This window comes from Micromonospora aurantiaca ATCC 27029 (genome assembly GCF_000145235.1).
Classification (GTDB): domain Bacteria; phylum Actinomycetota; class Actinomycetes; order Mycobacteriales; family Micromonosporaceae; genus Micromonospora; species Micromonospora aurantiaca.
Map to the genome: position 1 here is coordinate 1,592,479 of NC_014391.1, position 21,849 is coordinate 1,614,327.

The window sequence follows — 21,849 nt, forward strand, 5'->3', positions numbered from 1 at the left end:
CGAACTGTGGCAGCACATTATCAGATCGCCGGTTCCACCTCCGCCGCGATTTCGGCCAGCGTCGAATCCGGCATCCGCACCGGCGATCTCGCCCCCGGCGACGCCCTGCCCGCCGTCCGCGCGCTCGCCGCCGAGCTGGACGTCAGCCCGGCCACAGTCGCGAAGGCGTACCAGGAACTGCGCCAACGCGGCCTGGTCGCGACCGCCGGCCGGCACGGCACCCGGGTCCGCCCCCGCCCGCCGGTCGCCGGTCGCCGCGCCGCGTTGCTGCCCCCGCCGCTGCCCGGCGGCCGTGACCTCTCCGCCGGCCAGCCCGACCCCCGGCTGCTGCCCCCGCTCGGCCCGCACCTGGCAGCGCTCGCCGCCGAGATCGGACCCCCCGGCGGGTACGCGACCGACGCCGTGCTGCCCGACCTGGCCGCCCTGGCCCGGGACCGGCTCGCCGCGGACGGGGTGCCCGCAGCCGAGCTCACAGTCACCGGCGGCGCGCTCGACGGCATCGAACGGCTCCTCGCCGCCCACCTGCGCCCCGGCGACGCGGTGGCGGTGGAGGACCCGGGCTGGGCCAACCTGCTCGACCTGATCGCCGCGCTCGGGCTGCGTACCGTCGGGGTGCCGGTGGACGACGAGGGCCCCACAGTCGGCGGCGTCCGGGCGGCGCTCACCGCTGGCGTCCGGGCGCTCGTGGTGACCAGCCGGGCGCAGAACCCGACCGGCGCCGCCGTCTCCGCCGACCGGGCCGGCGCGCTGCGGACGCTGCTCGCCGGCCGGGCCGACCTGCTGCTGATCGAGGACGACCACGCCGCCGAGCTGGCCCGCGTACCCCTGCATCCGCTCGCCGGGGCGACCCCGGCGTGGGCCTTCGTCCGGTCGGTGAGCAAGCCCTACGGGCCCGACCTGCGGCTCGCGGTGCTGACCGGCGACGAGGCCACGGTGGCCCGGGTGGCCGGGCGGGCGCGGGTCGGCGCCGGCTGGGTCTCCACTGTGCTGCAACGGCTGGTCGTGTCGCTCTGGCGCGACCCGGCCACCGCCGGGCTGGTACGGCGCGCGGCGGACAGCTACGACAGGCGGCGCGACGGGCTGGTTGCCGCGCTCGCCGCGCGCGGGGTGACAGCGCACGGGCGTACCGGGATCAACGTCTGGGTGCCGGTGCCCGACGAGACGGTGGCGGTCACGACGCTGCGCGACGCCGGGTGGTCACTCGCCCCCGGCGGCCTGTACCGGATCGCCGCCGCCCCCGCCGTGCGCGTCTCGGTGAGCGCGCTCGACGAGGCGGACGTCCCCGCGCTCGCCGACGCCCTCACCGCGGGAAGGAAGGGCCCCCTCTTAACGCATTCGGTATAGGAAGGGCCCCTTCTTAACACCTCCGGACAGCGCGGCGGGCCGCTCGCGTGCGCGCCGCCCGACGGGGTAGAACGATCGGCATGGCCGAGACCGAGAGCGCACCCGGCGCACAGGAGTTCATCCCGCCGTCGGCGGACACCATCGACGAGCTGCGCGCCGCGGCGGGGGATTGCCGGGGCTGCGAGCTGTACCGGGACGCCACGCAGACCGTGTTCGGCCGCGGTGACGAGCACGCGCGCGTGGTCTTCGTCGGCGAGCAGCCGGGCGACATCGAGGATCAGAAGGGGCTGCCGTTCGTCGGGCCGGCCGGGCGGCTGTTGCGCAAGGCCGTCGACGACGCGGCGCTCGACCCTGCCCAGATCTACCTGACCAACGCCGTGAAGCACTTCCGCTTCGAGCTGCGCGGCAGGCGGCGCATCCACCAGACCCCGGACCGGGTGCACGTCACCGCCTGCCGGCCCTGGCTGGTCGCCGAGTTCGCCCGGCTGCGCCCGGAGATCGTGGTGGTGCTCGGCGCGACAGCCGCCAAGGCGCTGCTCGGCCCGAGCTTCCGGGTGACGAAGCAGCGCGGTGAGCTGCTGCCCTGGCCCGCCGCCGCCCAGCACCCGGAGGACTTCGAGCGGGTGCCGGTGGACCGGGCGGGCGCTGTGGCCGACGCCCCGGCGGCCCGGCTGCTCGCCACCATCCACCCGTCCGCGGTGCTGCGCGCCGACAACCAGGACGTGGCCTACGAGGGCCTGGTCGCCGACCTGAAGGTGGCCGCGAAGGCACTCAAGAAGTGATCTTGCCGAACACGTCCTTGGCGACGATCCGCCCGTCCCGGACCCGGTAGACGTCCAGCCCGCGAAGCACGGTGCCGTCCTCGGCCGGCGGCCAGGCCCACTCGCAGACCGCCCGGTCGCCGGTGGCCCAGACCGCGCCGAGCGCCGGACCGTCGCCCGGACCGAGCTGCCCGGCGAAGACGTCGGCCACCGCCGCCCGCCCCCGTACCGTGCCGGCCGGCCCGTCCCAGGCGTTCGGGCAGTAGGTGACGTCCTCGGCCAGGCAGGCCGACACCGCGGCCAGGTCGCCCCGCAGCCAGGCCGCGTTGAACTCCTCGATCAGCGCGCGTGCGTCCACATCGGGCACGCTATCGCCGGGCCGCGCCCGCCGCTGCCCCGGCTTCTCAGGAGCGCTGCTGCCAGGTGCAGAGGCAGACCCGGTTGCCGTCCGGGTCGGCGAGCACCCAGAAGCTCGGCGCCTCCGCGTCGCTGACGAGCGTCCCGCCGGCCGCCAGCGCCGCCGCTATGCGCGCGTCCACCTCGGCCGGGTCGACCCACACGTCCGGGTGCCACCGCTGCCGCGGCTCGTCCCGGCCGGAGCGCTGGAACCAGACGGTCGGCAGCACGCCGTCCGGGTCGCGTACCTCGTCGTCGTCCGGTCCGCGGCCGTCCGGCGACTGCCAGGCCAGGACCGCCCGCCAGAACGGCAGCACCGCGGCGTGCTCCGGGGTGTCCAGCGCGAGTTCCAGGCGGGCCAGCCCGGCGGCCGACAGGGTCAGCCCGGAATCCGCGGCCAGCCCCGAGATGAACCGGGCCAGCCGCAGGTCACGCTGCGTCACCCCACCCGCGTCGTGCGACCAGAGCCGCACGTCCACGTGGGTGTAGCGCAGGTCCAGATCCGGATGATGGTCGACCCGCTCGGCCTCCGCGCCGACCGCGGCCACCAGCGCCAGTCCGGCCGCGAAATCGGGGGTACGGATGCGCGTCTGCAACGCCCCCAGCAGGTACGTCCACCCGTCCAGCCCGGCCTCGGCCACCTGCTTCCCCGTGAGTGTGCTCATCCGGTCATCCTGGTCCACCGCGCGGCGGCGGGCCACCCCGTCCGGTTCGCCCCTGTCCGGCGGGGGTGAGCGGTGCCAGACTTGCCGCCATGGAGCAGCATCTCTACGAGCCCGTCCACGACGAGTTCCGTGACCTGTGCCGCCGGTTCCTCACCCGGGAGGCGGTGCCGCACCACGAGCGCTGGGAGGCCGACGGGATCGTCGACCGGGAGGTCTGGCGGGCCGCCGGCGCGGCCGGGCTGCTCGGCCCGGACGTGGACCCCGAGTACGGCGGCGGCGGGCAGCGCGACTTCCGCTTCAACGCGGTGCTGGACGAGGAGATCGTCGCGGCCGGGTGCACCGGCCTGGGGTTCGGGCTGCACAACGACGTGGTCGCGCCGTACCTGACCGAGCTGACCACCGGCGACCAGCGCAAGCGGTGGTTGCCCGGCTTCTGCTCCGGCGACCTGGTCACCGCCATCGCGATGAGCGAGCCGGGCGCGGGCAGCGACCTGGCCGGCATCCGCACCAGCGCGGTCCGCGACGGCGACAGCCTGGTCCTCAACGGGCAGAAGACGTTCATCACCAACGGTGAGATGGCCGACCTGGTGGTCGTGGTGGCCAAGACCGCGCCGGACCAGGGCGCGCACGGGGTGAGCCTGGTCGTGGTGGAGAGCGGCACGCCGGGCTTCAGCCGGGGCCGCCGCCTGGCGAAGGTGGGCCTGAAGGCCAACGACACAGCCGAGCTGTTCTTCGACGACTGCCGGGTGCCGGCGGAGAACCTGATCGGCACCGAGAACCACGGCTTCTACCACCTGATGGCCAACCTGCCCCGGGAACGGCTGAGCATCGCCGTCGCCGCCGTGGCGGCCTGCGAGAAGCTGCTCGCGCTCACGATCGAGTACGCCCGCTCCCGGGAGGCGTTCGGCCGGCCGATCGGCCGGTTCCAGCACAACCGGTTCCTGCTGGCCGAGCTGGACACCGAGGTCACCATCGCGCGGACGTTCGTCAACCACTGCGTCACCGAGTTCAACGCGGGCCGCCTCTCGGTGACCGACGCGGCGAAGGCCAAGTGGTGGACCACCGAGTTGCAGACCAAGGTCGCCGACCGGTGCGTGCAGTTGCACGGCGGCTACGGCTTCATGGCGGAGTACCCGGTGGCGAAGGCGTGGCTGGACAGCCGGGTGCAGACCATCTACGGCGGCACCACCGAGATCATGAAGGAGATCATCGGCCGGGGCCTCGGCCTGTAGCGAAACCGGGTGCCGGCCGGGCGGGCCGGTGCGGGAGGATGGGGCACCCATCCCCACCAGGAGCGCCGCATGTCCACCGACCTGACCGCGCCGGCCCCGCCCCGGCCCGACGTCGCCGGCATCCAGCGGCGTACCGTCCGGCTGCTCTTCCTCACCCAGATCATCGGCGGCATCGGCGTCACCATCGGCATCTCGGTCGGCGCGCTGCTCGCCGCCCGGGTCGCCGGCACCGCCCTGGCCGGGCTGGCGCAGAGCGCCGGTGTGGTCGGCGCCGCGCTGCTCGCCATCCCGGTCACCCGGCTCATGACCGCGCGGGGTCGGCGGCCGGGGCTGGTCCTCGCGTACGCGGTCGGCGCCGTCGGCGGCGTGCTGGTGGTGGTCGCCACCGTGACGCGCCTGGTGCCGCTGCTCTTCGTCGGCATGCTGCTGTTCGGCGGCGGCACGGCGGCCAACCTCCAGGCCCGCTACACGGCGGTGGACCTGGCCGAGCCACAACGCCGGGGACGGCAGCTCTCGCTGGTGGTGTGGGCCACCACCATCGGCGCGGTGGCCGCGCCGAACTTCGCCGCGCTCGCCGACGACACCACCCGGGGCTGGGGCCTGCCGGCGCTGGCCGGCCCGTTCGCCTTCAGCGCCGTCGCGTTCACGCTCACCGCCGTCGTACTCCTGGTCCTGCTCCGGCCGGACCCGCTGCTCACCGCGCGCCGGCTGGCGGCGGCCGAGCCGGCACCCGGCGCCGCGCCGGCTGTCACCCGCCGCGGTGGCATGGTCGCCGCATGGCGCACGGTACGCGGGCGGCCGGCCGCACGCCTCGGCATCGCCGCGGTGGCGGTGGGGCATCTGGTGATGGTCGCTGTCATGTCGATGACGCCGGTGCACCTCGGCGAGTGGCACTCCGACGAGGACGTGCTGCCCGTGGTCGGCCTGGTGCTGAGCCTGCACATCGCCGGCATGTACGCGCTGTCGCCGGTGGTGGGGTGGCTCACCGACCGGGTCGGCCGCCGGCCGGTGATCCTCGGCGGCGTGGCGCTGCTGCTGGCCGCGTGCGCGGTCTCCGGCACCGCCGGGCACCACACGGCGCTGCTGTCGGTGGGGCTGACGCTGCTCGGGCTGGGCTGGTCGGGCACGATGGTGGCGGGTTCGACGCTGCTGTCGGAGTCGGTGCCCACCGCCGACCGGCCCGGCGTTCAGGGCCTGTCCGACCTGCTCATGGGGCTGGCCGGGGCGGGCGCGGCGGCGGCGAGCGGGTTCGTCATGCGGGCCGTGGGGTACCCGACGCTCACCCTGCTGGCGGCGATCGCTGTGGTGCCGCTGGTGGCGCTGGCGCTGCGCCGTACCGGCACGCGACCACTCGACGAGGAGGACTGAACACGTGCGGCTGACCGACTTCTGGACGCGGCTGGAGGAGGCGTTCGGGCCCGGGTACGCGACCAGCATCGCCAGGGACCAGGTGCTGTCCCAGCTCGGCGGGCGGACCATCGAGCAGGCGCTCGCGGCCGGTGAGCAAACGCACGTGGTGTGGCGCGCCGTGGTCGCCGCGTATCCGGACCGGGTGCCCGCCCGACTACGCTGAGCAGCCTTTTCGTCGATCCCGCGTGTCGCTTGCTCAGTCGTACACCTGTTCGGCTATTGTCCACAGCGGGGTGCTCGTCCACAGCTCACGGCCCGTCGGCTGGTTTTCTGTCGGACCCAGCGCCTAGCGTGTCCCGCGTGACGCGAAGCTCAGGAAAGACGCCGGCGAAGGCAGGGGTGGCAACGATGGCAGCAGGGCCTGACCGGGAGAAGGCGCTCGACCTTGCTCTCGCTCAGATCGACAAGCAGTTCGGCAAGGGTTCGGTGATGCGGCTGGGGGAGCGGCCCGTCGTGCAGACGGCTGTCATCCCGACCGGCTCCATCGCGCTCGACGTGGCGCTCGGCGTGGGCGGTCTGCCCCGCGGCCGGGTGGTCGAGATCTACGGTCCGGAGTCCAGCGGTAAGACCACCGTCGCGCTGCACGCGGTGGCCAACGCCCAGCGCGCCGGCGGCATCGCCGCGTTCATCGACGCGGAGCACGCGCTCGACCCGGAGTACGCGCGGGCCCTCGGCGTCGACACCGACGCCCTGCTGGTCTCCCAGCCGGACACCGGCGAGCAGGCGCTGGAGATCGCGGACATGCTGGTCCGCTCCGGCGCGATCGACATCATCGTGATCGACTCGGTGGCGGCCCTGGTGCCGCGCGCCGAGATCGAGGGCGAGATGGGCGACAGCCACGTCGGTCTCCAGGCCCGGCTGATGAGCCAGGCGCTGCGGAAGATCACCGGCGTACTCAACAACACCGGCACCACCGCGATCTTCATCAACCAGCTCCGCGAGAAGATCGGCGTGATGTTCGGCAGCCCGGAGACCACCACCGGTGGGCGGGCGCTGAAGTTCTACGCCTCGGTCCGGCTCGACGTGCGCCGCATCGAGAGCCTCAAGGACGGCACCGACGTGGTCGGTAACCGCACCCGGGTCAAGGTCGTGAAGAACAAGGTCGCCGCGCCGTTCAAGCAGGCCGAGTTCGACATCATGTACGGCAAGGGCATCTCCCGCGAGGGCTCGCTGATCGACGTCGGTGTGGAGCAGGCGATCATCCGCAAGTCCGGCGCCTGGTACACCTACGACGGCGACCAGCTCGGCCAGGGCAAGGAGAAGGCCCGCGAGTTCCTCCGCGAGAACCCGGACGTGGCGGCCGAGATCGAGAAGAAGATCCTGGAGAAGCTCGGCGTCGGCACCGGTGGTGCGGGCGACGCCGCCGGTGGCCCGGAACTGCCGCCGGTCGACTTCTGATCCGCTGACCCGTGGCAGGACGACGCGCCCGTACGGGCCGGGGCTGGGATGCCGGTCCACCCCGTACGGGCGACGCCACAGGTACGCCCCGGCCTCGCCGGGGGCGCCGTGATCGCGCGGCGGAGCCCGATGCAGGGGAGGCTCCGGCTCCGCCGCGCGACGAGGCCGAGCTGGCCCGGGAGATCTGCCTGCGGCAGCTCGCGGTCCGCCCGCGGACCCGGGCCGAGCTGGCCGGTGCGCTGGCCCGGCGCGGCATCTCCGAGGAGGTCGCCGAGCAGGTCCTCGACCGGTACGACGAGGTCGGCATCGTCGACGACGCCGCCTTCGCGCGTGCCTGGGTGAGCAGCCGGCACAACGGCCGCGGGCTGGCCCGCCGGGCGCTCGCCAACGAACTGCGCCAGCGCGGCGTCGACGGCGAGGTGGCCGGCGCGGCACTGGACGGGCTGGACGAGGAGACCGAGGCGGAGACCGCCCGCGCCCTGGTGGACCGCAAGCTGCGCAGCACCAGGGGCGAGCCGGACGCGGTGTTCCGGCGTCTGGTCGGCATGCTGGCGCGCAAGGGCTACCCGGCCGGGGTGGCGATCCGGGCGGTGAAGGACGCGCTCGCCGCGCAGAGCGCCGAGGCGGCCGAGTTCGCCGAGCACATCGACGCCGACGCGATGGCCGACGCCGAGCACGACCTCGACTCCCGCCGGCTCGACTGACCGACCGGCCGCCGGTGTCGCGGCCGCCGCCCGAGGGAGGCGCACACCCGTGCTGAAGGCGTGTCTCAACGGCACCCGACGGCTGGACGAGCACCCCGCCGTGCCGCTCACCCCGGCCGAACTGGCCGCCGACGCGGTGCGCTGCGCGACCGCCGGGGTGGCGGCGGTGCATGTGCACCCGCGCGACCACAGCGGCACCGAGTCGCTCGATCCGGCAGTGATCGCGGCGGCGGTCACCGCCATCCGCGACGCCCGTCCCGGCCTGCCGGTCGGCGTGAGCACCGGCGCCTGGATCGTCCCCGACCCGGCCGAGCGGGCCGCCGCCGTCCGCGCCTGGACGGTGCTGCCCGACTTCGCCTCGGTGAACGCCCACGAACCCGGAGCGGCCGAGGTCGCCGCCGCCCTGCACGAGCGCGGCGTGATGGTCGAGGCCGGTCTGTGGACCCCGGCGGCGGTCGACGCCTGGCGTCGCTGGTCCGCACCCACCGGGCGGGTCCTCGTCGAGTGCATGGCCGAGCAGGTCGAGACGGCACTCGCCGACGCGGCGGCGATCCTCGCCGCGCTGCCCGGCGAGCGCCCGCCGGTGCTGCTGCACGGGGAAGGTCCGTCCACCTGGCCGGTGTACGCGGAGGCGGTCCGGCGTGGCCTGCACACCCGGATCGGCCTGGAGGACACGCTGCTGCTGCCCGACGGCACCCCCGCCCCCGACAACGCCACCCTGGTGACCGCAGCCCTCACCGCCGCCGCACGCTGACCCACCCGGCGCCGGCCCGGCGCAGCCCTCGCGCGACCCTCACCCGGCCAGGTCGATCATGAACTTGGCGGCACTTCCCGTCCGCTTTGTCCAGGCCAACCTCATGATCGCGCGCGCCCGGCCGGACCGGCCGGCCCTGCCACCCCCGGCGGCGCGGCCGCGCGGCCGGACGGTGATCAAGGAGGTTGTGTCGTCTGGGCGGTCGCGGGTGGACGTCAAGTCCTCGATCACGGGGGTGGGACGGTGACGGTGGAGCTGATCATGGGGGTGCGAGAGGGGCCTGAGCAGGTCGGAGCGGCCGAGTCGCGGCGCTACCGGGCGGGGTTTGTCCTGGCCTGTCCGGCATCTGATCACCACTGAGTGACGTCGTAACTTCTCTCCGTCCGGGTGGTTTGATCATGACTCCTTGACCGAACGGCCCCTCGCGACCTAGCCTCGCCATACAGGCTCACTTTGCCCGACCAGCGCAGGCTAAGCGCACAACATAGATCTCGTAACAGAACAGCATCACTTTGGCCAGCTACACCGGCCCTTGACGGAAGCTCCGGAACCTTTCGGAGCCTCCGACAACTGCAACCGGCCGCCAGCGGTGCCCCATGAGGGACACCGCCGACGGAAAGCTGCCCACAGCCAGCCGCTCCGGTCGGGCGTCCAGAGCCGCAGGCGCGTGTCCTTCGCGCGTGTCCTGCGGCGCCGACGTTTCAGGGGGAGGCGGCCATGGCAGGGCGGCACAGGTTCACCGGCGGTCTGCCACACGGCCCCGACCCCGCATCGGCGGGCGACAGCCCGGCCACCGAGCCCCGACGGGCCGGCGACGTCGGCCGGGTCGCCGGAGTGCGGCGGGCGAGTGTGCCCGCGTACCGGTGCGGAGCGGCTCGATGAGCGCCTTCGACGTCGTCCTCCTCCTGGTCGTGCTGCTGCTGGTCGTGGTGGTGGTCGGCGCCGTGCTGTTCGGCGTGCGTACCCTCAAGCGGCTCAGCCTGGCGCCCGCGCCGGAGGACCCGGCCTTCATCGCGGAGAAGGACCGGCAGGAGCAGTCCCTCGCGGCGTTGCGGACGGCCGCCGACGAGGTGAACAGCACCATCGACGTGGCGAAGTCCGCGGCCGCGGCGGCGCGTGCCGAGGCGGCCGCCGCCAAGGCGGAGGCGAAGGCGGCCCGGGCCGAGGCGCGGCGGGTGCTCGACGACGCCCGCGCCGAGGCGGACACGGTGCTGGAGCGGGCGCACAAGCAGGCCGAGGCGGACGCCGAGCAGTTACGCGCCACCGCCCGGCGCAGCGGCGAGCGGGAGGTGGCGGTGCTGGCCGCCACCACCCGGGAGCAGGCGGCCGAGGTGGAACGCCGGGCCGCCCGGATGGACGAGCGGGAGCGGCTGCACACCGAGGAGGTGGAGCGGCTGGCCGAGCGGGAGCGGCAGCTCACCGCCGCCACCGCGGCGCTCGCCGCCCGGGAGGCCGCCCTGGCCGAGCGCGAGCGGACGCTGACCGAGGTGGAGGAGCAGCGCCGCCGGGAGCTGGAGCGGGTGGCCGGCCTGACCGCCGACGCGGCCCGCGCCGAGCTGGTCGAGTCGATCGAGGGGCAGGCGAAGCGGGAGGCCGCGCTGCTGGTCCGGGAGATCGAGGCGGACGCCCGGGGCAGCGCCGAGCAGCGCGCCCGCAACATCGTGGTGGACGCCATCCAGCGGGTCGCCAGCGAGCAGACCGCGGAGAGCGTGGTCAGCGTGCTGCACCTGCCCGGCGACGAGATGAAGGGGCGCATCATCGGCCGGGAGGGGCGCAACATCCGCGCCTTCGAGTCGGTCACCGGCGTCAACCTGATCATCGACGACACGCCCGAGGCGGTGCTGCTGTCGTGCTTCGACCCGGTACGCCGGGAGGTCGGCCGGGTCACGCTGGAGAAGCTGGTCCTGGACGGCCGAATCCACCCGCACCGGATCGAGGAGGTCTACGACGTGGCCCGGCAGGAGGTGGAGGAGCTGTGCCTCCGGGCCGCCGAGGACGCGCTGGTCGAGGTCGGCATCACCGAGATCCACCCGGAGCTGGTCACGCTGCTGGGCCGGTTGCGCTACCGCACGTCGTACGGGCAGAACGTGCTCAAGCACCTGGTGGAGACCGCGCACATCGCCGGGGTGATGGCCGCGGAGCTGCGGCTGGACGTGCCGACGATCAAGCGGTGCGCGTTCCTGCACGACATCGGCAAGGCGCTCACCCACGAGGTGGAGGGCAGCCACGCGATCATCGGCGCGGACGTGGCCCGCAAGTACGGCGAGAGCGAGGACGTGGTGCACGCCATCGAGGCGCACCACAACGAGGTGCCGCCGCAGACCATCGAGGCGGTGCTGACCCAGGCGTCGGACGCCTGCTCGGGCGGGCGGCCGGGCGCGCGGCGGGAGAGCCTGGAGGCGTACGTCAAGCGGCTGGAGCGGATCGAGGAGATCGCGGCCGGGAAGCTGGGCGTGGAGAAGGTCTTCGCCATGCAGGCGGGCCGGGAGATCCGGGTGATGGTCAAGCCGGACGACGTGGACGACATCGGCGCGGCGGTGCTGGCCCGGGACGTGGCCAAGCAGATCGAGGAGGAGCTGACCTATCCGGGTCAGATCCGGGTGACAGTGGTGCGCGAGTCCCGGGTCACCGAGATCGCCCGCTAGACCGGCAAGACCGAGAACGGGCGGGTGGGGGAGAACCCCACCCGCCCGTTCCGTGTCCGTCGGACGACGTCAGCTCACAGCGGCGTGGCGCCGGTGCCACCGTCGGTCTGCGTGGCCGCCACCGGCTTGGCCGCGGTGCGCGGCAGCCGGGTCAGCCGCTTCTGCAGCCACCAGGCCAGCACCGACAGCAGGCCGCAGATGCTGATGTAGATGGCCGCGACGATCAGGTACGTCGGCACGTACGGCAGGCCGAACGCCAGCCGGCCGCCGATCTGCTTGCCCACGAAGAGCAACTCCGGGTACGTGATGATGAAGCCGAGCGCGGTGTCCTTGAGCAGGACGACGAGCTGGCTCACGATCGCCGGGAGCATCGACCGGAACGCCTGCGGCAGCAGGATCAGCCGCAGCACCTGGTTCTTGCGCATGCCGATCGCGTACGCGCCCTCGGACTGCCCGTACGGCACGGCGTTGATGCCGGCGCGGAAGATCTCCGCCAGCACCGAGCCGTTGTAGAGCGTCAACCCGATGACCAGCGCCCAGAACTTGTCGATCGGCCAGCCGTACTGGAGCGGCACGTAGTAGCCGAAGAAGATCAGGATCAGCAGCGGGATGGCCCGGAACAGCTCCACCACGAACGTGGCGGGAGCGCGGAACAGCACCTTGTCGCTGAGCCGGGCGCTGGCGAAGAACGCGCCGAACAGCAGTGCCAGCACGGTGGCGACGGCGGCGACCTTCAGCGTGGCCCAGAGGCCGTTCAGCAGCTCCCGCTGCACGGCCGCGTACTGGAACTGCTCCCACTTGCGGGCCTCGAACTGGCCGGTCTGGTTGAACTTGTAGACCACGAACACGATCAGCGCGACGATCGCCGCGATCGAGACGATGCCGAGGATCCGGTTGCGCCTGCGGGCCTTCGGGCCGGGGATGTCGTAGAGGACGCTGCTGCTGCTCACCGGGCCACCGCCCACTTGCGCTCGAGGATCCGCTGGAGCACCACCAGCGGGATGATCAGGATCAGGAAGCCGATCACGATCCAGGTGAGCACGATGAACTGCGGCTCACCCCGTTCCGACATGTACGCCGGGATGGCGCCCGCTTCCAGCACGGAGAAGCCGGCCGCGATCGTGGTGTTCTTCAGCATGGCGATGAGCACGCTCATCATGGGCGGGACCATGGCCCGCAGCGCCTGTGGCAGCACGATCAGCGTCAGCACCTGGGCGAACGTCATGCCCAGCGCGCGGGCCGCCTCGGCCTGGCCGGTGGCGACCGTGTTCACGCCGGAGCGGACCACCTCGCAGATGAACGCCGAGGTGTAGGCGATCAGCGCGATGCAGGCGCTGTTGAAGTAGTCGATGTTGACGTCCAGCTTCGGCACCGCGAAGACGAGGAACGCGAACACCAGCGTCAGGGGAGTGTTGCGGACCAGGTTGACGTAGGTGGCGCCGAACGCCCGCAACGCGGGGACCGGTGACACCCGCATCGCGCCGAGCAGCATGCCGAGGACGAGACTGCCGACGCCGGCGATCAGGAACAGCTTGACGGTGTTGTAGAACCCCTCGCGGAACAGGCTCGCGTTGTCCGTCAGGACGCGGAAGAACTCGCCCATACCTCGCTCTCACTCTCTCCAGACGGGACCGGGCGGGGAGGAGGACCTCCCCGCCCGGTCCGACGTCGGTGCGGACCGTCAGTACCGCTCGAGCTGCGGCGGGGTGGCCGGCGAGCCGGACTTGCCGAGCGTGCCGTCGTAGATCTTCTTCCAGGTGCCGTCGGTGAACGCCGCCTCGATCTGGTCGTTCACGTAGTCACGCAGCGCCTTGTCGTCCTTGGGCAGGCCGATGCCGTACTTCTCGGTGCTGAACGGCTGGCCGACGACCTTGAGCTCGTCCGGGTTCTGCGCGGCGTAGCCCTTGAGGATGGCGTCGTCGGTGGTGACCGCGTCGACCTTCTTGTCGAGCAGCTGCGAGACGCACTCGGAGTAGGTCTTGAACTCGACGATGTTCTCGCCCTCGGTCAGGCCCTCGTCGCGGATCTTCTGGATCGGCGTGGAGCCGGTGGCCGAGCAGACCTTCTTGCCCTTGAGCGTGTCCTTGCCGGTGATCGACGACTCGTCCTTGCGGACCAGCAGGTCCTGGCCGGCGACGAAGTACGGGCCGGCGAAGGAGACGTCGTTCTTGCGCTTGTCGGTGATCGAGTAGGTGCCGACGTAGTAGTCGATCTCGCCGCCCTTGATCGCGGTCTCCCGGTTGGCGGACGCGATCTCCTTGTACTCGATCTTTGCCGGGTCGACGCCGAGCGTGCTGGCGACGTACTGGGCGATCTCGATGTCGAAGCCGCAGCGCTTGCCCTGGGCGTCCTTGTAGCCGAGGTTCGGCTGGTCGAACTTGACGCCGATGACGACCTTGCCGGCCGACTTGATCTTCTCGAAGGCCGGGCTGCCGGCGACGTTGGCGTCCGTCTTGGGGGTGAAGGTGACGCCCGAGCTGCTGCAGTTGTCGCCCTGCGCACCACCGCTGGCGTTGCCGCCGCCGCTGGGAGCGGGGTTCCCCTCCTTGCCGCAGGCGGCCGCGGACAGGGCGAGCGAGGCCATCATGGCCACCGCCGCCACGCGCTTGTAACGCATACTCATCTCCTTCTTCGACGGAGTCGACGGGACGACTCCACTACGGACGCTCAGTGGGTGAGGATCTTGGAGAGGAAGTCCTTGGCCCGCTCGCTGCGCGGGTTCGCGAAGAACTCGGCCGGCGGCGCGTCCTCGACCAGCTTGCCGTCGGCCATGAAGATGACCCGGTTGGCCGCGTGCCGGGCGAAGCCCATCTCGTGGGTCACCACGACCATGGTCATGCCCTCGCTCGCCAGCGACGTCATCACGTCCAGCACCTCGCCGACCATCTCCGGGTCCAGCGCGCTCGTCGGCTCGTCGAACAGCATCGCCTTGGGCTGCATGGCCAGCGCGCGGGCGATCGCCGCCCGCTGCTGCTGACCGCCGGAGAGCTGCGCCGGGTACTTGTCCGCCTGGTTGGCGATGCCGACGCGGTCCAGCAGGGCCAGGCCGCGCTCACGGGCCGCGGCCGGCTTCTCCTTGCGGACCTTGACCGGCCCCAGCGTGACGTTCTCCAGGATGGTCTTGTGCGCGAAGAGGTTGAACGACTGGAACACCATGCCGACCTCGCTGCGCAGCTTGGCCAGGGGCTTGCCCTCGGCCGGCAGCGCCTGCCCGTCGAACGTGATGGTGCCGTTGTCGATCGGCTCCAGCCGGTTGATGGTGCGGCAGAGCGTCGACTTGCCGGAGCCGGACGGGCCGATGACCACGACCACCTCGCCCCGGCCGACGGACAGGGACACGTCGTCGAGCACGTGCAGCGGCCCGAACCACTTGTTCACCCCGTCGAGCACGATCAGCGGGTCGCCCGTCGTCACGTCGTCCACCGTCCCTGTCGTCCATGGCGGAATTCGGGGGTCGGTCGACCCCCGGTTGGGCAACTGTAGGCGGGGTGATGTGGCAGATCGCAACTCAGATGGTCACGGAGCGGTAACACCGGTCACCGGCGTACCGGCCCGTCCGAATTTCGTCACCCGCCGGTGGGGCCGGGTGGCGCCGCCGGGGCAGGCCGGAGATCATAAGGCGGTGACCGACGCGATCCGGCTGACCGACTACGCACGTGGTGGCGGTTGCGCCTGCAAGATCCCACCCGGCGAGCTGGAGGCGATGGTCGCCGGTCTCGGCGCCACCGGCGGCTCGGCCGACCTGCTGGTCGGCCTGGAGAACGGCGACGACGCCGCGGTGGTCCGGCTGGACGAGCGTACGGGCCTGGTGAGCACCGCCGACTTCTTCACCCCGGTGGTCGACGACGCCTACGACTGGGGGCGGATCGCCGCCGCCAACGCGCTCTCCGACGTGTACGCGATGGGCGGCACCCCGCTCGTCGCGCTCAACCTGCTCTGCTGGCCGCGCGGCGTGCTGCCGCCGGAGATGGCCCGCGAGGTGCTGCGCGGCGGTCTGGACGTGGCCCGGGAGGCGAACTGCCACCTGGCCGGCGGGCACAGCGTGGACGACGACGGCCCGAAGTACGGCCTGGCGGTCACCGGCGTGGTCCGGCCGGAGGAGCTGATCACGCTCGACGCGGGGCGGGCCGGGCTGCCGCTGTCGCTGACCAAGCCGCTCGGTGTGGGCGTGCTCAACACCCGGCACAAGCAGACCGGGCAGCGCTTCCCCGAGGCGGTCGAGTCGATGGCCCGGCTCAACCGGGACGCCGCCCGCGCGGCGATCGCCGCGGGCATCCGCTGCGGCACCGACGTGACCGGCTTCGGCCTGCTCGGGCACGCCTCGAAGCTGGCCCGCGCGAGCCGCCTGACGGTGGCGATCGACGCGGCGGCGATGCCGTACCTGCCCGGTGCGCGGGAGGCGCTGCGCGACGGGTACGTCAGCGGCGGCACCCGGCGCAACCTGGAATGGGTCACCCCGTGGACCGACTTCGGCGGCGCGGACGAGGGGGAGCAGCTGCTGCTGGCCGACGCGCAGACCTCCGGTGGCCTGCTGGTCGCCGGTGAGGTGCCGGGCGGCACTGTGATCGGCGAGCTGCTGCCCGCGTCGGAGCACCTGATCCGGGTGCGCTGAGCCGCCGGATCCACGGCGCGGCTGGGCCCTCGCCGCGGCACCGTACCCGATAAACTGTCATCTTCCAGCTACTCCGGGCAACGTCGCCCGAGGGAATTTTGCCCGGAATGGTCACAGACCGGTAACTTGCGCCCGGCTGAGGTCAAATGCACCCCACCATCGTCATTAAGGCCCGATCCGGAGGCCGGTGGAACGAGCGCAGCGAGGAGGCGGCATGACCGAGCTGTGGAACTGGAGAATCGACGGCGGCGAGCCGGTGGAGGTCTACCCGGCACTGGCCGAGGCGCTCGGCCGGGTGGTGATGCCCATGGCCGTCGCCGACCCGATGCGGCTCCCCGCGTACGCGGTGGTCTGCGACGTGTGGGAGGCGCCCGGGCTGTACGGCACCGTGGTCGACTGTTACGGGGTGCCCGAGAGCCTGTCCGAGCTGCCCGCGATCGCGGCGCTGGCCCGGCTGCTGGGCCGCAACTGCCTGATGCGCGACGACACGCTCGACGCCGGCCGGCACCTGCTGGTCGCGCCGGACGGCACCATCCGGCCGGTGCACTTCGACGTGGCCGACACCGACGACGGCGAGGTGCTCAGCCACCACCGGCTCTGCACCGTCGCCGACGCGCGCTGCCGGGGCTGGTCGCAGTGCCACCGCTCCCGCTGGGCCCCCGACACGGTCGCCCCGGCGCTCGCTGCCGCCTGATCGCGGACGCCGGCCGGCACCCGTGACAGGTGCTCGCCGCCGTGTCCCCTCCGGCGGCGAGCGGTGGCGGCCCCGGGCTCAGCCCCGGGCCGCCGGCTGCTGCCCCCGCACCACGAGCTGGTCGAGCAGCGTCGCGGTGGCGGCGGCCACGGCGTCCACAGCGGCGTCGAACGCGGCCGCGTTGTGCGCGGCCGGGGTACGGAATCCGGAGATCTTCCGGACGTACTGCAACGCGGCGGCGCGGATGTCCTCCTCGGTCACCACCGGGACGTACGGCTCACGCAGGGTCTTGATGCTCCGGCACACGGCTCCTCCTCGTTCGATCCGATCGGCTCCACCCGGATACGCTGTCCGGGTCATGACTACCGCAGCCGCGGGCAGCCCGCGCACCTATCAGGTGCGTACGTACGGCTGCCAGATGAACGTGCACGACTCCGAGCGCATCTCCGGCCTCCTCGAGGACGCCGGGTACGTGCGCGCCGCGGAGGCCGACGAGCAGCCCGACGTGGTGGTGTTCAACACCTGCGCGGTCCGGGAGAACGCCGACAACCGGCTCTACGGCAACCTGGGTCATCTGCGCCCCGTGAAGGCGAAGCACCCCGGGATGCAGATCGCCGTCGGCGGCTGCCTGGCCCAGAAGGACCGCGGCGACATCGTCCGCAAGGCGCCCTGGGTGGACGTCGTCTTCGGCACGCACAACATCGGCTCGCTGCCGGCGCTGCTGGACCGGGCACGACACAACGCCGCGGCCGAGGTCGAGATCCTGGAGTCGCTGGAGGTCTTCCCCTCCACGCTGCCGACCCGGCGCGAGTCGACGTACGCCGGGTGGGTCTCGATCTCCGTCGGCTGCAACAACACGTGCACGTTCTGCATCGTGCCCTCCCTGCGCGGCAAGGAGAAGGACCGCCGCCCCGGCGACATCCTCTCCGAGGTCCGCGCGCTGGTCGACTCCGGCGTACTGGAGGTGACGCTGCTCGGGCAGAACGTCAACTCGTACGGCGTCGAGTTCGGCGACCGGTACGCGTTCGGCAAGCTGCTGCGCGCCTGCGGCGACATCGACGGGCTGGAGCGGGTGCGGTTCACCAGCCCGCACCCGAAGGACTTCACCGACGACGTGATCGCCGCGATGGCCGAGACGCCGAACGTCTGCCACTCGCTGCACATGCCGTTGCAGTCCGGCTCGGACGACGTGCTGCGGGCGATGCGCCGCTCGTACCGGTCGGAGCGCTACCTGGGGATCATCGAGAAGGTCCGGGCGGCGATGCCGGACGCGGCGATCACCACCGACATCATCGTCGGCTTCCCCGGCGAGACCGAGGCCGACTTCGCCCGCACGCTCGACGTGGTGCGGGAGGCGCGGTTCTCCTCGGCGTTCACGTTCCAGTACTCCAAGCGTCCCGGCACCCCGGCCGCGACCATGGACGGCCAGTTGCCCAAGCAGGTCGTGCAGGAGCGCTACGAGCGGCTGATCGCCTGCGTCGAGGAGATCACCTGGGCGGAGAACAAGAAGCTCGTCGGCGAGACAGTCGAGGTGCTCGTGGCCGTCGGCGAGGGCCGCAAGGACGAGCGCACCGGCCGGATGTCCGGCCGGGCCCGCGACGGCCGGCTGGTGCACTTCGCCACCGGTGACCTGGCCGGGCGGATCCGCCCCGGCGACATCGTGCACACCACTGTCACGTACGCCGCCCCGCACCACCTCAACGCCGACGGCGCGCCGCTGGCGCACCGGCGTACCCGGGCCGGGGACGCGGCCGAGGCGGGACAGGTTCCGCGTACCCCCGGGGTGCTGCTCGGCCTGCCGACGATCGGCGCCCCGGCCGCCCCACCCGCCCCGGTAGGCGGCTGCGCCGCCCCCTGACCGCATGTAAGGAAGGGCCCCCTTTTAACACTCGGTGTTAAAAGGGGGCCCTTCCTCTACCGGAGGCGTTAAGAAGGGGCCCTTCCTTACGTCAGCAGGCGGTGCCGTTGAGCTTCACGCTGCCGGGGGCCGCGGCGGTGCCGTTGGCGGTGAAGCCGACGGTGACCGACGCGCCCGCCGCCAGCGACGACGCCCAGGCCGGCGCGGCGGCAGTCACAGTGGTGCCGGACTGCGTGACAGTGGCGTTCCAGCCGCTCGCCAGCGTCACCCCGGACGGCCACGTCCAGGTGGCCGACCACGGGTTCACCGCGGCGGTGCCGGTGTTCTTGACCGTCAGCTCCCCCTGGAAGCCACCCGACCAGGAGTTGATCTGCTTGTAGGTGGCGGTGCAGCCACCGGTCACCGGAGGCGGCGGGGTGGTCGGCGCCGGTGAGGTGTTCGGCGTGCCGGTGGGGGACGGGCTGGTGGTGCCGCCACCGCCGGTCGGCGGGATCAGGTACGGCGTGAGGATGTCCTGCTTCGGCTGGTTGATCGTGGTCCAGTCGTCGTTGGCGATGCCGCCCGTGTCACCGGAGTTCGGGTTCCACGACCAGTACGTGAACGACATGCCGTTCACGCCGGTACCGGTGTACGCCATCAGGTTCTGGAGCCAGATCTTGTCCTTGGGGTCCTGGAGCGTGGTGCCGAACTCGCCCATCATGATCGGCGCGATGTTCTGCTTGTAGAGGTAGCCCCAGTACTTGTCCCAAATGGCCGGCATGTTCGCCGGGTAGGTCGGGTCGTCGAACCAGGCCTGGCGGTACACCGACGTGGCGTACTCGTGCGGCGAGTAGACCAGCCGGTTCGCCACGTTCAGCCGGACCGGGAACTGCCCGGCCTTGGACAGGTTGCCGCCCCACCAGCCGCAGTCCTCGTCGTTGCTGGGGTCGTTGTCCCAGACGTTCGACAGGCCGCCGCTCGGGCAGCTCACCCCCTCCACGAAGATCAGCCAGTTGGGCTGCACGCCGAGGATCGCGTTGCCGGCCCGCTCGGCGGCCAGCCGCCAGTCCCGGGCGGTGTCGCCGCAGCCCCAGCAGGCGCCGGTGGCGGCCGGGTTGGTGCCTTCGGCGTGCGGCTCGTTGTGCAGGTCCGCGCCGATCACAGTGGTGTTGCCGGCGTACCGCTGGGCCAGCATCTTCCAGTCGTTGATCCAGGTCGCCTCGGAGACCGTCGAGGTGTACCAGAGCGGCGACTGCCCGGCCGACGTGGGCCGGTGCCGGTCCAGGATGACCCGCATCCCCTTGCTGCCCGCGTAGTCGATGACCTTGTCGAGGATCTGCAGCGGGGAGAGCCCGATCAGGTCCGGGTTGACGAAGTCGTTGATGCCGGTCGCTGTCGCGCCGGCCTTGAGCGCGTCGTTCGAGTACGGGATCCGCAGCGTGTTGTAGCCCAGCCGGGCCATGGTGTCGAGCTGCGAGCGCCACGGGTTGCTCGACCACAGGCCGTGGAACGTCTTGTTGTCGGTCTCCATCCCGAACCAGTTGATGCCGGTCAGGCGGACCGTCGCGCCCGTACTGTCGACGATCTTGCTGCCGCTGGTGTGCAGGTAACCGGTGCCGGTGCCACCGGCCGCCGCGGCGGCCGGTGCGGTGGAGACGGCGGCGGCGACGAGAACGCCGGCTGCCGCGGTGGCGAGCGGCGTCAGGGCGCCGCCGAGGGCGGTGCGTCGGTGCATGGAAGCTCCACTTCGGATGCCCGCGCCGCGCAGGCGCCGCGGGCGGCAGGACCAGGAGGCACGTCCCGCTCGTCATCGAGTACGCGCGCAGCGCGCGCCGGGCCGTGTCGTGTGGACGGCCACCCGCGAGATGTCGCACCGGCGATCGTCGACGGCGCAGATCAGCCGTCGATGCCCTCGTGCCGGTGCCGGAACCTGGCTCCGCCGCTCATTCTGATCAGCCTGCCTCGATGCGTCAACCCGGCCCGGACGCAGGTGAGCCCCCGGCCGACCCGGCCGGGGGCTCACCCGATGTGTCTGTCCGCCGGCCTGCCCGGCCGGGGTGCTCGCGTCAGCCGGCCTGCTCGGCGAGCTGGAGGAACTGCCGCTTCGAGGCGAGCGCCTGCTCGGCCTCCTTGATCCGGCGGCCTGGGCCCGGGCCAGCCGGTCCTCGGCCTCGGCGACCTGGGCGCGCATCTGCGCCAGCAGCGGGTTGTCCTCCTTGGAGGTACGCCGCCACGCCGAGTCCATCACGTCGCGGACCTTGTCGTCCACGGCCCGCAGCCGGCGCTCCAGCCCGGCGGCGGCCTCGCGCGGCACCCGGCCGGCCTCGTGCCACTGCGCCTGGATCTCCCGCAGCTTCGCCTGGGCGCCCTTCGGGTCGCCGTCGACATCCAGCGCCTCGGCCTCGGCCAGCAGCGCCTGCTTACGCTCCAGGTTGGCCCGCTGCTCGTTGTCGCGGGCGGAGAAGACCTCGCTGCGGCGGGTGAAGAACTCGTCCTGCGCGGCGCGGAACCGTTCCCAGAGCTTCTGCTCGGCCTCCTTGGCGGCGCGCGGTGCGGCCTTCCACTGGGCCATCAGGTCCTTGAGCTGACCGGCGGTGACGCCCCAGTCGCTGGAGTCCTTGAGCTTCTCCGCCTCGGCGACCAGCTCCTCCTTGACCGTCTGCGCCTGCTTGCGCTGCTGGTCGAGGGAGGCGAAGTGGGCGCCCCGGCGGCGGGTGAAGCCGTCCCGTGCGGCGGCGAACCGCTTCCACAGCTCACCGTCGGCTTTCTTGTCGACGCCGCGGATGGTCTTCCACTCGTCGAGGATCTCCTTGAGCCGGTCACCGGCGGTCTTCCAGCCGGTCGACTCGGCGGCCAGCTTCTCGGCCTCCTCGACCAGGGCGGTCTTGCGCGCCAGCGCCTCGCCCCGGGCGGCCTCGCGGGCGGCCTTGGCCTCGCCGGCCTTCTCCTCGGCGACGGTGGCCAGCTTGTCCAGGCGGGCGGCAAGGGCGTCGATGTCACCGACGACGTGCGCCTCGGCCAGCGACCCACGGATCCGGCGGATCGTGGTCAGGGAGTGGCCGGCATCAGCCGCGCCCGAGTTGAGCCGCGCCTCGGTCAGGTCGACCTCGGTCACCAGGTCGGCGTAGCGCCGGGCGAAGTGGGCGAGCCCTTCCTCCGGTGCCCCTGCCTGCCAGGATCCGACCACCCGCTCGCCCTCGGCGGTCTTGACGTAGACGGTGCCGTCCTCGTCGACCCGTCCGAAGGCAGTCCAGTCGCTCATGTGCCCATCCTCGTTCTCCCGGCGTCGAGGGGACAGCCCCCTCGTTCGCCGCCACGGCGCAGCAAACTTTCTCCCGGCATTGTCACAGGTCCGCCCCCGTCCGTGTCGAGCGCCTGTCGCCGACCGTGACCATAC

At 72.4% G+C, this 21,849-nt stretch carries 19 protein-coding genes and 2 pseudogenes; 12 read left to right on the plus strand and 9 right to left on the minus strand.

The window, feature by feature from the left end:
* Positions 1–6 precede the first annotated feature (6 nt).
* Together MICAU_RS07635 and MICAU_RS07640 are read left to right on the plus strand one after the other, a co-directional pair.
* Positions 7–1,344, plus strand: a complete 1,338-nt coding sequence (locus MICAU_RS07635) for an aminotransferase class I/II-fold pyridoxal phosphate-dependent enzyme (protein WP_013284722.1) — start codon at positions 7–9, stop codon at positions 1,342–1,344.
* An 80-nt stretch (positions 1,345–1,424) separates the two neighbouring features.
* Positions 1,425–2,126: a UdgX family uracil-DNA binding protein gene (locus MICAU_RS07640; RefSeq protein ID WP_013284723.1), complete on the plus strand. Its 702-nt coding sequence runs from the start codon at positions 1,425–1,427 to the stop codon at positions 2,124–2,126.
* On the opposite strand, the gene MICAU_RS07645 is transcribed toward MICAU_RS07640, so the two are convergent.
* Together MICAU_RS07645 and MICAU_RS07650 are read right to left on the minus strand one after the other, a co-directional pair.
* On the minus strand, positions 2,116–2,463 hold the full coding sequence (locus MICAU_RS07645) for a nuclear transport factor 2 family protein (protein WP_225319783.1): 348 nt from the start codon (positions 2,461–2,463) through the stop codon (positions 2,116–2,118). The genes MICAU_RS07640 and MICAU_RS07645 overlap by 11 nt on opposite strands.
* 46 nt (positions 2,464–2,509) lie before the next feature.
* Positions 2,510–3,166: a 4a-hydroxytetrahydrobiopterin dehydratase gene (locus tag MICAU_RS07650; protein WP_013284725.1), complete on the minus strand. Its 657-nt coding sequence runs from the start codon at positions 3,164–3,166 to the stop codon at positions 2,510–2,512.
* Positions 3,167–3,255: 89 nt separating this feature from the next.
* Here MICAU_RS07650 and MICAU_RS07655 point away from each other — a divergent pair, with 89 nt between their 5' ends.
* The 7 genes and pseudogenes from MICAU_RS07655 (at position 3,256) to rny (ending at position 11,309) form a co-directional block, all read left to right on the plus strand.
* The gene (locus tag MICAU_RS07655) at positions 3,256–4,398 is read left to right on the plus strand and encodes an acyl-CoA dehydrogenase family protein (protein WP_013284726.1); all 1,143 of its coding nucleotides are present in this window, start codon (positions 3,256–3,258) and stop codon (positions 4,396–4,398) included.
* A gap of 69 nt (positions 4,399–4,467) precedes the next feature.
* Positions 4,468–5,780: pseudogene (locus tag MICAU_RS07660) on the plus strand (MFS transporter).
* A complete protein-coding gene (locus MICAU_RS07665; protein ID WP_013284728.1) occupies positions 5,771–5,971 on the plus strand; it encodes a DUF3046 domain-containing protein in 201 nt (66 codons plus the stop codon). Before MICAU_RS07660 ends, MICAU_RS07665 begins: the two are co-directional and overlap by 10 nt.
* A gap of 185 nt (positions 5,972–6,156) precedes the next feature.
* The gene (recA, locus tag MICAU_RS07670) at positions 6,157–7,206 is read left to right on the plus strand and encodes a recombinase RecA (protein ID WP_013284729.1); all 1,050 of its coding nucleotides are present in this window, start codon (positions 6,157–6,159) and stop codon (positions 7,204–7,206) included.
* Positions 7,207–7,217: 11 nt separating this feature from the next.
* Positions 7,218–7,910: a regulatory protein RecX gene (locus MICAU_RS07675; protein WP_013284730.1), complete on the plus strand. Its 693-nt coding sequence runs from the start codon at positions 7,218–7,220 to the stop codon at positions 7,908–7,910.
* 49 nt (positions 7,911–7,959) lie between these two features.
* Positions 7,960–8,664 carry a 3-keto-5-aminohexanoate cleavage protein gene (locus tag MICAU_RS07680; protein WP_013284731.1) on the plus strand — a complete coding sequence of 235 codons (705 nt, stop codon included), beginning with the start codon at positions 7,960–7,962 and terminating at the stop codon, positions 8,662–8,664.
* 878 nt (positions 8,665–9,542) lie between these two features.
* Complete coding sequence (gene rny, locus MICAU_RS07690; protein ID WP_013284733.1) at positions 9,543–11,309, plus strand: ribonuclease Y; 1,767 nt, start codon at positions 9,543–9,545, stop codon at positions 11,307–11,309.
* 74 nt (positions 11,310–11,383) lie between these two features.
* Here the strand turns inward: rny and MICAU_RS07695 are convergent, their stop codons facing one another.
* The 4 genes from MICAU_RS07695 to MICAU_RS07710 form a co-directional block, all read right to left on the minus strand.
* On the minus strand, positions 11,384–12,259 hold the full coding sequence (locus MICAU_RS07695; RefSeq protein ID WP_013284734.1) for an amino acid ABC transporter permease: 876 nt from the start codon (positions 12,257–12,259) through the stop codon (positions 11,384–11,386).
* The gene (locus MICAU_RS07700) at positions 12,256–12,912 is read right to left on the minus strand and encodes an amino acid ABC transporter permease (protein ID WP_013284735.1); all 657 of its coding nucleotides are present in this window, start codon (positions 12,910–12,912) and stop codon (positions 12,256–12,258) included. The genes MICAU_RS07695 and MICAU_RS07700 overlap by 4 nt, the downstream gene beginning before the upstream one ends.
* 78 nt (positions 12,913–12,990) lie before the next feature.
* Positions 12,991–13,926: a glutamate ABC transporter substrate-binding protein gene (locus MICAU_RS07705; RefSeq protein WP_013284736.1), complete on the minus strand. Its 936-nt coding sequence runs from the start codon at positions 13,924–13,926 to the stop codon at positions 12,991–12,993.
* A 50-nt stretch (positions 13,927–13,976) separates the two neighbouring features.
* Positions 13,977–14,732 carry an amino acid ABC transporter ATP-binding protein gene (locus tag MICAU_RS07710; RefSeq protein ID WP_030269781.1) on the minus strand — a complete coding sequence of 252 codons (756 nt, stop codon included), beginning with the start codon at positions 14,730–14,732 and terminating at the stop codon, positions 13,977–13,979.
* Between the two features lie 199 nt (positions 14,733–14,931).
* Here MICAU_RS07710 and selD point away from each other — a divergent pair, with 199 nt between their 5' ends.
* Complete coding sequence (gene selD / locus MICAU_RS07715) at positions 14,932–15,921, plus strand: selenide, water dikinase SelD (RefSeq protein ID WP_013284738.1); 990 nt, start codon at positions 14,932–14,934, stop codon at positions 15,919–15,921.
* A 214-nt stretch (positions 15,922–16,135) separates the two neighbouring features.
* Complete coding sequence (locus MICAU_RS07720) at positions 16,136–16,615, plus strand: hypothetical protein (RefSeq protein ID WP_013284739.1); 480 nt, start codon at positions 16,136–16,138, stop codon at positions 16,613–16,615.
* 78 nt (positions 16,616–16,693) lie between these two features.
* On the opposite strand, the gene MICAU_RS07725 is transcribed toward MICAU_RS07720, so the two are convergent.
* The gene (locus MICAU_RS07725; RefSeq protein ID WP_013284740.1) at positions 16,694–16,921 is read right to left on the minus strand and encodes a DUF2277 family protein; all 228 of its coding nucleotides are present in this window, start codon (positions 16,919–16,921) and stop codon (positions 16,694–16,696) included.
* Positions 16,922–16,973: 52 nt separating this feature from the next.
* On the opposite strand from MICAU_RS07725, the gene miaB reads away from it, so the two are divergent.
* Positions 16,974–18,473 (plus strand): tRNA (N6-isopentenyl adenosine(37)-C2)-methylthiotransferase MiaB, encoded by a 1,500-nt coding sequence (gene miaB / locus MICAU_RS07730; protein WP_013284741.1) that lies wholly within the window; start codon positions 16,974–16,976, stop codon positions 18,471–18,473.
* Between the two features lie 91 nt (positions 18,474–18,564).
* On the opposite strand, the gene MICAU_RS07735 is transcribed toward miaB, so the two are convergent.
* Both MICAU_RS07735 and MICAU_RS07740 read right to left on the minus strand, forming a co-directional pair.
* Positions 18,565–20,187 carry a cellulase family glycosylhydrolase gene (locus MICAU_RS07735; protein ID WP_013284742.1) on the minus strand — a complete coding sequence of 541 codons (1,623 nt, stop codon included), beginning with the start codon at positions 20,185–20,187 and terminating at the stop codon, positions 18,565–18,567.
* Between the two features lie 331 nt (positions 20,188–20,518).
* Positions 20,519–21,714: pseudogene (locus MICAU_RS07740) on the minus strand (DUF349 domain-containing protein).
* Between the last annotated feature and the right edge of the window lie 135 nt (positions 21,715–21,849).